The sequence below is a fragment of the Duganella sp. CF458 genome (assembly GCF_900113115.1).
Lineage (GTDB): Bacteria > Pseudomonadota > Gammaproteobacteria > Burkholderiales > Burkholderiaceae_D > Rugamonas.
Genome location: NZ_FOOF01000003.1, coordinates 299856 through 311794, shown reverse-complemented (window position 1 = coordinate 311794; position 11939 = coordinate 299856). Strand labels below are relative to the sequence as shown.

Here is an 11939-nt window from a genome sequence, read left to right as displayed (position 1 = left end):
CAAGCATATCACCGGCGTGATCGAATTGCCATCTGGCGCACGCAGCGTTGCGGCACGGCGGCCGCAATCGGATGCAGGGTTTTACCGTACAGCTTGCCGATCCGCCGCACGTAGGCCCGCGTTTCATCGTACGGCGGCACGCCACGGTACTGGTCGACCGCCTGTTCGCCGGCATTGTAGGCGGCGGTGGCCAGCGTGACGTCGCCGCTGTAGCGCGCCAGCAGCCAGCGCAGGTAAGCCAGGCCGCCGCGCAGGTTCTGTTCCGGATTGAAGGCGTCCAGCACGCAAAAGCGCGCCGCGGTGGCGGGGATCAGTTGCATCAGCCCGCGCGCATCCTTGGGCGACACGGCGGTGTGCCGGAAGCCGGACTCGACGGCGATGACGGCCAGCGCCAGGGCCGGCTCGATCTGGTATTCGGGTGCCAGCTTGTCGACCAGGGCGCGCAATCGCGGCGTGGCGGCGCTGTAATCGGGCAGCGGCAAGGCGAGGTCGAGTTCGAGCGCCGGGTCGGGCGCCATGCAGGCCGGCAGCGCCGCGCCGGGGGCGGCAGGCAGCAGCGCCTGCATGCGCAGGCCAGCCGCGTTGCCCTGCTCGGCTGCCAGCCCGAACAGGCGCCAGGCCACGCCATCGTCATGCCCCACGCCGCGGCCGTTGGCATACATCCAGCCCAGCGCATACTGGGCGTCGGGCGCGCCCAGCCGGGCGGCGCGGCAGTACAGCGCGGCCGCCTGGTCCAGGTCGCGCACCACGCCTTCGCCGTGTTCCAGGCGCTGCGCTTGGTCATACAGGGTGGCGGCGTTCTGCGCGCCGGCAGCGTGGGCCAGCAGGCTGGCCGCCACGATGGCAAGGAATCGCATGCCTGCTCCGTGCAAAGCGAGTACCCGGCAATTGTAGCTGGACGGCGCTGGCAGTTGCTGCCGTTATGCGGCCGCGCCCTGCGAGTTTTTGGGTGTCAAAAATGCCTTATGGAACAGGTGGCGCGCCAGGCGCAGCGGCGGCATGCGCAGCCAGTTGCCGCGCACATACAGCAGGAAGTCGGCCACGGCGCTGCCGGCGCCGCGGCAGCTGGGGTGATGCGGCAGCAGCGCGCGCGTCAACAGCGCATCCATCCCGGCCAGCAGCAGGGGCGGCGGCGCATCGGCTGCCATGGCGGCCATGGTGGCCGGCGGCACCTCGGTGCCGAGCAGCATGGCGCTGTAGCGCAAGCCATAGAACATGAAGCGCTGCAACTGGTGCTGGCGCGCGCGCGCCGGCAGCGCTTCCCAGAAGCCGGGCTCATGCCGGCCGAAATGGGTGAGCAGGCAGTGCAAGTCCCACAGGTCGCGCAAGCCCTTGTCGAACTCGCCGTCGGCAAACAGGTGGGTGGCGCTGTGCAGCACCATGTCCAGCGGCGCCAGGATGGCGACCCCGGCTGCCGCGGCCTCGCCCTCGCCCGCCAGCGGCCGGGCGGCGGCACGCAACAGGCGCGCATCGGGGCGCTGGGCGGCGCTGCGCGGCAGGATGGTGTGGTGCACGTCGATGGCGGTCTGGCGCAGCACATGCATCATCGGCGGCAGCTCGTGCATCCATTCGCGGTAATAGCGCTGGTCGTAGCTGTCGTGGTGCGTGCCGACCCAGCCGTGGCGCATCAGGGCCGCTTCCACTTGCGGCAGGCTGTCTTCCGGCACCAGGATGTCGATGTCGGAAAACAGGCGGCCGGCGGCGGGCGGCAAGCCGGCGGCGGCATAGGCCCCGCCTTTCAACAGCAGCAGCGGCACGCCGAGCCCGGCCAGCGCCTTGCCGATCAGGCGGATTTCCCAGTAGGTGGCCTGGCGGTGGCGGCGCGCCATCACGGCGGCCCAGGACAATTGCTCGCGCGCCTGGGGCAGGGCCTGCGCCAGCACGCCGTGCTGCGCCAGCCAGTCGTGCAGGGTGGCGCTGAGGTTGGCATTGGCGGCCTGGCGCAGCAGCAGGTCCCAGTCCGCGGGCGGCAGGGCGGCCAGCTGCTGCGGCGCGCGCAGGGCGCGCAGCAGGAGCGGCAGCTCAGCTTTCATGCAGTCGGGCAAAGGTGTCCAGGGCTTCATCCAGCGCACTATAGCGGAAGCGGAAGCCGGCCGCCTGCTCGATCAGGCGGCCCAGGGCGTGGAAGCCGGCCGCCCCCAGCACGCTGTAGTTGAAGCTGTTGCCGGCCAGTTCCATGAAAGTGGCGGCGCGCGCAAGCGGTTCCAGCGTGGTGGCGGCGCCGGCGCTGTAGTGCGGGAATACGATCCAGGCCGGCCGGGCGCAGTCGGCGGCGCGCGCCACGGCATCGCCCGGCGCGCGCATATGGGCCACGGTGCCCTTGCTGGTGTCGTGCACGGGCGTGCTCAGCACGGCATCGGGCAGGTAGGCGCGGATGATGTCGATGGAGGCATTCTTCAGGCTGACCGGGCGCGGGTTGGGCACCACCAGGCCGGTATCGAGTTCGAGCAGGGTCAGCTCGTCGGACAGCAGGCGCCAGCCACCCTTGCCGCACAGGGCGGCCGTCAGCGTGCTCTTGCCCGAGCCTGGCGGGGCCGGCAGGATGACGGCGCGGCCCTGGCGTTCCAGCACGGCGGCGTGCACGATCAGGTAGCGGTGGGCGCGGCTCGACACGCACCAGTTCAAGCCCCATTCGAACATGGGGAAGGCATGCTGCAGCGGCATCGGCTGGAACATCTCGTAGCCGTCGCAATGCAGCCGCACTTGCGGGCGCAGCCAGCGGCGCGCCGAACGGGGGCGCCGCAACTGCAGGTGGAAATCGGCGAAATCGCTGTCCTGCAGCAAGGGGTAGTCGCCGTACAACTGGCCGATGCCGGCCGCCACGCTCGGCATGTCGGCCTGCAGCCGCACCGCAAAGCGGCCGGTGCGCAGGCGCAGGCCGTCACCCGCCAGGCGCGCCTGCAGCGCTCCCGGCGCCAACGATGCCACGGTCAGCATGGTTCCACCAGGTAGAGTTTGCGCAAGCCGGCCAAGGCCAGCTGGAGCTCAGCGTCGGCCCAGTCTTCGGGCGCGAGGTCGCCCGCGCGCAAGGCGTGCAGCAAATCGAGGGTAGCCTGGTCCAGCAGGTGGGTGGCGCCGGACACTTCGTTGTACAGCACGACCTGGCCGTCCCAGCTGCGATGCAGCAGAGACTGGCCTGCCACCAGTTGCCACTGCTGCGGCATCAACCCATGGTACCGGACAGGTAGTCGACCACTTGCTTGGCATCCCACTGCACGCCGGCAGTCGGGGTGAAGTGGCCGGTGTCGCGCAGCTCGTTCCAGATGTTTTGCAGCATCGGCACGGTCTGGAAACTGGACAGGCCGGCCAGCACGTTCAGGTAAGCCGCCACCAGGTGGGCGCCCAGCTTGTATTTGTCGAAGGTCGGTTCGTTGCCCAGGATGTAGTCCAGGGTGCAATTGTCCGAACCGTAGCTGTTGTTCATCTCCAGCGTGCAGGTGAATACGCTACGGAACTTATCGGTCGGCAAGGCGCCGGCCGGCCACACCTTGTCCGGCAGCGGCGACGGGGTCGGATTCTTGCCACCGCCCTTGCCGCCTCCTTTGCCGCCCTTGCCGGTGCTGCTGCTGTCCGGCGCCGGATCGGTATTCTTCCATGCGCCTGGCGATTTGCCGGCGCAGGCGCCCGGATCGTTGGGGCGAGCGCTGACCAGGCCGGACTGGAAACCCGAAGGGCCGGCGCACACCACCGCAGCCATGCCAGGTTGGCTGTGCAGGGTCAGGAGCACGCCGGATGCGGCGGCACCGGCGCGTGTGAAGCGGCGGCGCGCAGCGCCTTGTGCGCTCAGTTGCTTGCCTGGCTGTTGTTCAATGGCCACGTCGTCGTCCTTGCGAATTAAGAAGGGCAGCGTTGCCGCCCGTGATACTTAGTGAAGAAGCAAGTACCGTTCCAGATACGAGTTTCACCTATGGAATTGCTGGAAAATCAGGTGCTTAGCTAGACCAAGGGGGGCGCTCACGCCCCCCAACCGCCTATCTTATCTTGAACTGTAAGAATTTTCGACACCTACAGGAAACTATCGAATTGGTACTTCCAGTCTAGAAGAAGCTCTCCGGAATTACCAGAATATCGCCGGGGCGCATCGGCACATTGGCCGAAATATCGCCATCCTTGATCAAGTCGTTCAAGCGCACGGTGAATTGCTGCTGCTTGCCGTCGACCTGGCGGATGATGCTGGCCTTGTTGCCGGCGGCAAACTCCGTGACCCCGCCCACGGCAATCATCACGTCCAGGATCGACATATCGCGCCGGTAAGGCAGCGATTGCGGCTTGGCGGCCTGGCCGATCACGCGGATCTGCTCGCCATACGTGCCGACGAAGCCGGTGACGATGACCGTGACCACCGGTTGCTGGATGAACTTGGCCAGCGCTTTTTCGATATCGCGCGCCAGCTCGGTCGAGGTCTTGCCGCTGGCCGGCAAGTCTTCCACCAGCGGCGTGGTGATCTTGCCGTCCGGGCGCACCGGCACCACCTGCGACACTTCCGGATTGCGCCAGACGATGATGCTCAGGTTGTCGCCCGGGCCGATCAGGTAGTCGGTTTGCGGCACGGCGCCGGCGTCCGACGGGGCTCCGCCATGGGGCGTGGAGCAGCCGCCCAGGCCCAGTGCGCCGAACACGACGGCACTCGCGGCCAGCACGCGGGCCAGCTTGGTTTGCATATTCACATTATTCTCCTTGTTTGCTTTTTGGCATTGCCTGTTATATCACGAGTCTTGCTATTTTACCTTGCTATTTTTGTGCCCCGCCCTGTTGCAGCAGTTCATGCACGTGGCGCACCGGGATGGCGTAGCTGATGCCGCTCGGGGCGGTGATCGCGCTTTCCTTCATGCCCTTGACCAGGGTCATATTAATCACGGCCACCACGGCGCCGGTTTCCGGATCATACACGGGGCTGCCGCTATTGCTGGGGTAGGCTGTACCGTCGAGCTGGTAAATCGTGAACGGCGCGCCACGCTGGAGCTGCAGCACGGCGCGCGGATTGAGGCCGCGCGAACTCGGGGTCGGCAGGATGGCGGGCGTTTGCGCCGCCAGCAAGGCGCGGTGGGTGACCGGGTTCAGGCCCAGCAGGATGCCCAGCGGGTAGCCGGTAAACACCAGGTCGCTGCCTTCGTCCAGCATCTCGCTGCTGCCCAGGGCCAGGGCCGGCAAGGGCGCGCCCTTCAGGCGCAGGTGCACCAGGTCGTGCGCGCGGTCGATGGTCACCACGCTGGCTTCGCGAAACTGCAGCTGGTCGCCCTTGCCGGTCACCACGCCCAGGGTTTCCAGTTTTTCCGAATCGAGTGCCGTCACCGCGTGCGCATTGGTGATGACCGATAATCCGTCACCCACCACAAAGCCGGTGGCATGGAATACGATGGCGGGACTGCGCGTGCGGTTGAAGGTGCCGATGCCGACCACGCTGGGTTTGACGGCGGCAATCGTGCGCGGCAGCGGCGCGGCCCCGGCCAGCGGGCTGGCGCAGGCCAGGCAGGCGGCCAGGAATAGTGAAATCAGCTTGAGCATGCCGCCTCCAAAAGTGGTGAATTGCTATAGGGAAATGTTAAATTCTTTTCGTCAGCAGTGCGCAACAGACATAAATTAATAGTAACAGCCAGCGCGTTCTGCTGTATGATAGAGATTAGATGTTATTTAGGCAATATTAGATGTGGGCATTGCGACAGTTTGCCTGCCTAACCAGGGATGAGTGATCGAGATGGCAGAGATTTTGGCATTGCTGTTGACCTTTCTTAAAGCAATCGGGAAATACCGCTGGTATGCCGTGGCAATCGCTTGGCTGGTGGCAGTGATCGGCTGGGCGGTGGTGTACCGCCTGCCCAACGATTACCAGGCGTCGGCCCGGGTGTATGTCGATACCCAGAGTATCCTGAAGCCGCTGATGTCGGGCATGACCACCACCCCCAACGTCGAGCAGCAAGTGATGTTCATGCGCCGCACCCTGATCAGCCGCCCCAATGTGGAGCGCGTGCTGCGCATGGTGGACCTGGACATCAAGGCCAAGGATGGCAAGGAACACGAGCGTCAGGTCGATGAGCTGATGGGCGCGATCAAGGTGATCGGTACCGAACGCGACGACATCTACACCATCTCCTACAACAATGAGAATCCCAAGCTGGGCAAGGACGTGGTGCAGTCGCTGCTGACCATCTTTGTGGAAGGCTCCTTCGGCGGCAAGAAGCAGGATTCGGAAAAGGCCGTGCAGTTCATCGACGACCAGATCAAGATGTACGAGGAGCGCCTGGCCGCCGGCGAAAATGCGCTGAAGGAATTCAAGATCCGCCATATGGGCTTGCTGCCGCGCCAGGGCACCGATTACTCGAGCAACCTGGGCGACCTGTCGGAAAAGCTGAACCAGGCGCGCCTGGAATTGCTGGAAGCCGAACAGGCGCGCAATGCCATCAAGCGCCAGATCGCCGGGGAAGACATGGCGCCGGCAGCCGACGCCACCAACATCGCCAATCCGGAAATCGATGGCCGCATCTCGACGCTGGAGAAGCAGCTTGACAGCCTGCGCATGCAGTACACCGAAGAGCATCCGGACATCGTGTCGTCCAAGCGCCTGATTGCCAACCTGCAGCAACGCAAGAAGGACGAGGCGAAGAAGGCGGCCAAGAGCGGCGATCCGGGCGCCGGCTACAGCCCGATGCTGCAGCAGATGAACGTCGCGCTGTCGGTGGAAGAAGCGCGCGTGGCATCGCTCAAGGCCCGCGTCGGCGAGTATTCGGCGCGCATGGACCGCATGCGCTCGCAGAGCACGGCGGCGCCGGAAGTCGAGGCGCAGCTGGCACAGCTCAACCGCGACTACTCGATCAACAAGGAAAACTATGAAAAGCTGGTGCAGCGCCGCGAAGCGGCCAAGCTGTCCGGCGATCTGAGCTCGGCGACCGACATGATGAGCTTCCGCGTGATCGACCCGCCGATCGTGCCGCAAACCCCGACCGGCCCGAACCGCGCACGCTTTTACTCGATCGTGTTCGTGGCTGCCCTGCTGGCCGGCCTGGGCGGTGCGTTCCTGATGAGCCAGGTGCGTCCGACCTTCCTCAGCCAGCACAGCTTGCGTGAAGTCACCGGGGTGCCGATTCTCGGCACCATCGGCATGAACTGGACCGAGCAGCAGCGCTCTTCGCGCCGGCGCCGGCTGTATGCCTTCGGCTTGGCCGTGGCCTCGCTGCTGACCGCATTTGGCGGTGTCATTACCGTTACCTTGCTGCGCGCCGCCTGAGCTGCGCAACACCCAGGGAGTCTTCAAGTGAGCATTATCGAAAAAGCCGCCAACCGCCTCGGGCAAGCGCGTCCTGCCGACGCCGCAGCCGAAGCCACCATCCCTCCGGCACCGGCCGCGGCTCCGGTAGCGGAAGCAGCCCACGCGGCCCCGGCTGCCGCGGCGCCCGCTGCTGCCCAAGCTGCTACCCCCGCCGCGGCCGCGGCGCCCGTGATGCCGACGCTGGCCACCCTGCAGCCGCACGGCGATGCCAGCCGCCGTACCACCCATACCGTGGAACTGGACCTGATGCGCATGCACGAGTCCGGCCTGGTCACTGCCGCCGGCGGCCGCACCGCGCTGGTGGAGGATTTCCGCATCATCAAGCGCCCGCTGATCAAGCGCGCCTTTGCCGCCCGCAAGCAGGGCGACAACCCGGGCAACCTGATCATGATCACCAGTTCGCTGCCCGGCGAAGGCAAGACCTTCTGCGCCATCAACCTGGCGATGAGCATTGCCATGGAACTGGACCACACCGTGTTGCTGGTCGACGCCGACGTGGCGCGGCCGTCGGTGCTGCGCACGCTGGGCTTGCCGGCCCAGCGCGGCCTGATGGACATCTTGCTGGACGACAGTGTCGACATGGCCGACGTGATGCTGCGCACCAATGTCAATACCCTGTCGATCCTGCCAGCCGGCACCAGCTCGCCGCGTGCCACCGAGCTGCTGGCCTCGCACATGATGAAAAACCTGGTCAATGAGATCGCGAACCGCTACCCGGACCGTATCGTGATCTTCGATTCGCCGCCGCTGCTGCTGACGTCAGAATCGCATGTGCTGGCCTCGAATATGGGCCAGATCGTGATGGTGGTGGAATCGGAGCGCACCACCCAGCACGCGGTCAAGGAATCGCTGCGCCAGCTGGAAGGCTTGAGCAACGTCAACCTGATCTACAACAAGTCGCGTGAATTCCCGGGTACCGAGACCTATGACTATCACTATGGCTAAGCGCAGCCGCCTGGCCCTGCTGCCGCTGGCAGCAGGCTTGGCGGCGGCCTTTCCGGCGCACGCCGCGTGGGATTTCACGCCGACCGCCGCCGCGCGCGCCACGTATTCCGATAATGTCGGCCTGCAAGCCGGCGACCGGGCCGAAAGCGGGTGGGTCCTGCAACTCACGCCGGGCTTCCAGTTGCTCAACCATTCGCAGCGGTTTGACCTCAGCTTCGATTATTCGCTGAGCGTGTACGAGTATGCCGGCGCGCGGCGCAATGGGGCCCAGCGCCACAACCAGAACTTGAACGGCCTGCTCAAGTCGCGCCTGGTCGACGACCTGCTGTTCCTCGATGCCCAGACCGGCATCCACCAGCAAGCCACGTCGGCCTTCGGACCGCTGCAGGCCGGCAACGACTACGTGAGCACCAACCGCACCGAGGTGCGCACCTACCGCATCAGCCCTTACCTGGTGCACCGCTTCGGCGCGTTTGCCAATGGCCAGCTGCGCTATTCGCACGACTCGGTCAGCACCGACAACGCCGGCATGCGCCGCAGCGATGGCAATACCATCAGCGCGCTGCTGGCCAGCGGACCGACCTTCCGCCGCTTTGGCTGGGATGCCATGGCGTCGCGCTCGGTGATCGACGAGCAGTTGCCGGTCATCGGCGGCGGCGAGCGCCAGCAAAGCACCAGTTCCAAGGCGGCCAACCTCAACCTGCGCTATGCAGCCACGCCACAGCTCAACCTCGGCCTGTACGGCGGCTACGACAGCTATGATTTCAGCGGCGTGGGCGGGGCGCAATCGGGCGCGGCCTACGGCGGCTCGCTGCAGTGGACGCCATCGGCCCGCACCTCGGTGCAGGCCACCGCCGGCCACCGCTTCTATGGCCCCAGCTACAGCCTGGCGCTGCAGCACCGCAGCCGCGGCACGGTGTGGAACATCAATTACACCGATTCCGTCAACTCGACGCGCAGCCAGTTCGTGCTGCCGCAGGCGATCGATACGGCCGCCATGCTGGACAACCTGTTCCGCGCCCAGATTCCGGACGCGCTGCTGCGCGCTGCCGCGGTGCAAGCCTATATCCAGTCGGCAGGTTTGCCGCCCTCGCTGGCCACCAGCGTCAACTTCCTGAGCAACCGCTATTCGCTGAACAAGCAGTTAAACGCGGGCATGGCCTGGCAGCTGGCGCGCACCACCACCACGGTCAGCGTGTTCCAGAACAAACGCCAGATGCTGTCGAGCCAGCAGGTCGACAGTGTGCTGCTGGGCAGTTCCCTGGCGACCCTGAACGACAATACCGAGCAGCTGGGCGCCATGGCCAGCATCAGCTACCGGCCCGGGGCGCAAACCGTGGCAACCCTGATCGGCAATGCGATGAACGTCAAATCGTTGAGCGATGCGCGCAGCACCAGGCATCGCGACCTGCGGCTCAACCTGGCGCGGACGTATACCAAGCGCACCAGCGCTACCGTGGAATTGCGCCACGTGCGCGGTTCGCTCGGGCTGGGCGGCCAGAACTACACGGAAAACGCCGTGTCCGCGACTCTGACAACCAGATTCTAAGCATCAAGGTCTTCCCATGTATGAAAGCTACTACGGGCTGAGCGACAAGCCCTTCCGCCTGCGGCCCGACCCGCATTTCTTCTTCGGCAGCAAAGGCCATAAACGGGCCATGGCTTACCTTGAATACGGCCTGTCGCAGGGCGAGGGATTCATCGTCATCACCGGCGAAGTCGGGGCCGGCAAGACCACCCTGGTGCGCAACCTGTTCAACCAGATCGCGTCGGACAAGATCGTCACCTGCCACCTGGTCAATACCCACCTCAATTCCGACGATGTGCTGCGCGGCGTGGTGGGCGGCTTCGGCCTGCCGTGCGAAGACGCGGCCAGCAAGACCACGCTGCTGGGCCGCCTGGAAGTGTTCCTGCGCCAATGCGAGCAGGACGGCAAGCGCGCGCTGCTGGTGGTTGACGAAGCGCAGAACCTGACGCCGAAAGTGGTGGAAGAATTGCGCATGCTGTCCAATTTCCAGACCGACCAGAAGTCGCTGCTCCAGACCTTCCTGCTGGGCCAGCCGGAGTTCCGCGCCACCCTGCACAGCCCCGGCATGTCGCAGTTGCGCCAGCGCGTCATCGCGACCTACCACCTGGGCCCGATGGACAGCAGCGAAAGCAATGCCTATATCGAGCATCGCATGCGCACGGTCGGCTGGAGCGGCAACCCGCACCTGACGCCGGCCGCCTATGGCGCCGTGTTCCAGTACACCGGCGGCATTCCGCGCAAGACCAACCATTTGATGGACCGCCTGCTGCTGATGGGCTTCCTGGAAGAGATGCAAGAGTTCACCGATACCGACGTCGACACGGTGATCCGCGACATCCAGCAGGAATTCCAGCCGCCGCCGGCCTCCGCCGCGGGCGATGGCGGCGCGCCGACGGCTGGCAACGGCGCCGCCCACGACATGGAAGCGGCAACCATGTTCGGCGGCCAGTACCCCGCCGTGCTGGACGAACGCATGATGCGGGTCGAAAAGTCCCTGGTATCGGTGCTGACGATCCTGAAGAAGATCGTGCGTTCACCTTCGTCTTACAACATCCACCAGGACAGCAACGAATGAGTGCCTTGCGTATCCTGTGCGTCGTCGGCGCACGGCCCAATTTCATGAAGATGGCACCCATCATGGCTGCCTTCGCCCAGTTGAAACCGCAGGTCGAGGCGCTGCTGGTGCACACCGGCCAGCACTACGACGTGGCCATGAACCAGCAGTACTTCGATGCACTGGGCATTCCCAGCCCGGACATCAACCTGGAAGTCGGCTCCGGCAGCCACGCGCAGCAGACCGCGGAAGTGATGAAGCGCTTCGAGCCGGCCATGGATGAAGTGCAGCCGGCCGCCGTGCTGGTGGTGGGCGACGTCAATTCCACCATCGCCTGCGCGCTGGTGGCGGCCAAGAAGGGCGTGCCGGTGATCCACGTGGAAGCGGGCTTGCGCAGCTTCGACCGCGCCATGCCGGAGGAAATCAACCGGGTGCTGACCGACCAGTTGTCCGACCTGCTGTTCACCACCGAGGAAAGCGGCGCCGACAACCTGGCCAAGGAGGGCATCGGCGCCGGGCGCGTGCACTTCGTCGGCAATGTCATGATCGATACCCTGCGCGCGAACCTGGCACGCGCCATTCCGGCGCCGCGCATCGCGGCCGATGCCGGACGTGCGGACTTCAAGGCCGGCAAGGGCGAATACGCCGTGATGACCTTGCACCGCCCATCGAACGTGGACGACAAGGCCGTGTTGCAAGGCTTGCTGGAAAGCGCGGCCAGGATTGCCGAACGCACGCCGGTGATCTTCCCGGTGCACCCGCGCACCCGCGCCACCATCGAAAAGTTCGGCCTGAGCCACCTGCTGGACCGGCCGGAAGTGCTGCTGCTGCCGCCGATGGGCTACCTGGAGATGCTGGGCCTGATGAAGGATGCGCGCGTGGTGCTGACCGACTCGGGCGGTATCCAGGAAGAGACTACCGCGCTGGGCACGCCGTGCATCACGCTGCGCAACAACACCGAGCGCCCGATCACGGTCGACGAAGGCACCAATACCATCGCCGGCAACGACCCGGCGCGCATCATGGCGGCATACGAGGCGCAACTGGCCGGCGCCGGCAAGGCCGGCCGCATTCCGCACTTCTGGGACGGCCGCGCCGCCGAGCGCATTGCCGCCATCGTGCTGGACTGGCTGAAGGCGCGGGGCTGA

12 protein-coding genes are annotated in these 11939 nt (G+C 65.6%); 5 read left to right on the top strand and 7 right to left on the bottom strand.

Going from position 1 to position 11939, the window contains the following annotated elements:
* Positions 1–8: 8 nt before the first annotated feature.
* The 7 genes from BM269_RS06620 to BM269_RS06590 form a co-directional block, all read right to left on the bottom strand.
* Positions 9–857, bottom strand: a complete 849-nt coding sequence (locus BM269_RS06620; RefSeq protein ID WP_090436214.1) for a lytic transglycosylase domain-containing protein — start codon at positions 855–857, stop codon at positions 9–11.
* Between the two features lie 63 nt (positions 858–920).
* Positions 921–2033: a nucleotidyltransferase domain-containing protein gene (locus tag BM269_RS06615; protein WP_090436213.1), complete on the bottom strand. Its 1113-nt coding sequence runs from the start codon at positions 2031–2033 to the stop codon at positions 921–923.
* The gene (locus BM269_RS06610) at positions 2023–2937 is read right to left on the bottom strand and encodes an HprK-related kinase A (protein ID WP_090436212.1); all 915 of its coding nucleotides are present in this window, start codon (positions 2935–2937) and stop codon (positions 2023–2025) included. The genes BM269_RS06615 and BM269_RS06610 overlap by 11 nt, the downstream gene beginning before the upstream one ends.
* Complete coding sequence (locus tag BM269_RS06605) at positions 2931–3164, bottom strand: hypothetical protein (protein WP_090436211.1); 234 nt, start codon at positions 3162–3164, stop codon at positions 2931–2933. Before BM269_RS06605 ends, BM269_RS06610 begins: the two co-directional genes overlap by 7 nt.
* Positions 3164–3817 (bottom strand): hypothetical protein, encoded by a 654-nt coding sequence (locus tag BM269_RS06600; RefSeq protein WP_090436210.1) that lies wholly within the window; start codon positions 3815–3817, stop codon positions 3164–3166. The genes BM269_RS06605 and BM269_RS06600 overlap by 1 nt, the downstream gene beginning before the upstream one ends.
* Positions 3818–4037: 220 nt before the next feature.
* A complete protein-coding gene (locus tag BM269_RS06595) occupies positions 4038–4661 on the bottom strand; it encodes an XrtA/PEP-CTERM system exopolysaccharide export protein (protein WP_090436209.1) in 624 nt (207 codons plus the stop codon).
* Positions 4662–4731: 70 nt separating this feature from the next.
* On the bottom strand, positions 4732–5505 hold the full coding sequence (locus BM269_RS06590; RefSeq protein ID WP_090436208.1) for a S1 family peptidase: 774 nt from the start codon (positions 5503–5505) through the stop codon (positions 4732–4734).
* Between the two features lie 190 nt (positions 5506–5695).
* Here BM269_RS06590 and BM269_RS06585 point away from each other — a divergent pair, with 190 nt between their 5' ends.
* The 5 genes from BM269_RS06585 to wecB are packed head-to-tail and all read left to right on the top strand — an operon-like array spanning position 5696 to position 11939.
* Positions 5696–7222, top strand: coding sequence for an XrtA system polysaccharide chain length determinant (locus BM269_RS06585; RefSeq protein WP_090436207.1), 1527 nt, complete (start codon positions 5696–5698; stop codon positions 7220–7222).
* Between the two features lie 27 nt (positions 7223–7249).
* Positions 7250–8209, top strand: a complete 960-nt coding sequence (locus BM269_RS06580) for an XrtA-associated tyrosine autokinase (protein WP_170860295.1) — start codon at positions 7250–7252, stop codon at positions 8207–8209.
* Positions 8202–9758: a TIGR03016 family PEP-CTERM system-associated outer membrane protein gene (locus BM269_RS06575; protein ID WP_170860294.1), complete on the top strand. Its 1557-nt coding sequence runs from the start codon at positions 8202–8204 to the stop codon at positions 9756–9758. Before BM269_RS06580 ends, BM269_RS06575 begins: the two co-directional genes overlap by 8 nt.
* Before the next feature lie 16 nt (positions 9759–9774).
* The gene (locus BM269_RS06570; protein ID WP_090436205.1) at positions 9775–10812 is read left to right on the top strand and encodes an XrtA/PEP-CTERM system-associated ATPase; all 1038 of its coding nucleotides are present in this window, start codon (positions 9775–9777) and stop codon (positions 10810–10812) included.
* Positions 10809–11939 carry a non-hydrolyzing UDP-N-acetylglucosamine 2-epimerase gene (gene wecB / locus BM269_RS06565; protein ID WP_090436204.1) on the top strand — a complete coding sequence of 377 codons (1131 nt, stop codon included), beginning with the start codon at positions 10809–10811 and terminating at the stop codon, positions 11937–11939. Before BM269_RS06570 ends, wecB begins: the two co-directional genes overlap by 4 nt.

Coding starts and splice junctions, on each gene's coding strand:
- BM269_RS06620 (WP_090436214.1), bottom strand. CDS start 857: ATGCGATTCCTTGCCATCGTGGCGGCCAGCCTGCTGGCCCACGCTGCC.
- BM269_RS06615 (WP_090436213.1), bottom strand. CDS start 2,033: ATGAAAGCTGAGCTGCCGCTCCTGCTGCGCGCCCTGCGCGCGCCGCAG.
- BM269_RS06610 (WP_090436212.1), bottom strand. CDS start 2,937: ATGCTGACCGTGGCATCGTTGGCGCCGGGAGCGCTGCAGGCGCGCCTG.
- BM269_RS06605 (WP_090436211.1), bottom strand. CDS start 3,164: ATGCCGCAGCAGTGGCAACTGGTGGCAGGCCAGTCTCTGCTGCATCGC.
- BM269_RS06595 (WP_090436209.1), bottom strand. CDS start 4,661: ATGCAAACCAAGCTGGCCCGCGTGCTGGCCGCGAGTGCCGTCGTGTTC.
- BM269_RS06590 (WP_090436208.1), bottom strand. CDS start 5,505: ATGCTCAAGCTGATTTCACTATTCCTGGCCGCCTGCCTGGCCTGCGCC.
- BM269_RS06585 (WP_090436207.1), top strand. CDS start 5,696: ATGGCAGAGATTTTGGCATTGCTGTTGACCTTTCTTAAAGCAATCGGG.
- BM269_RS06575 (WP_170860294.1), top strand. CDS start 8,202: ATGGCTAAGCGCAGCCGCCTGGCCCTGCTGCCGCTGGCAGCAGGCTTG.
- BM269_RS06570 (WP_090436205.1), top strand. CDS start 9,775: ATGTATGAAAGCTACTACGGGCTGAGCGACAAGCCCTTCCGCCTGCGG.
- wecB (WP_090436204.1), top strand. CDS start 10,809: ATGAGTGCCTTGCGTATCCTGTGCGTCGTCGGCGCACGGCCCAATTTC.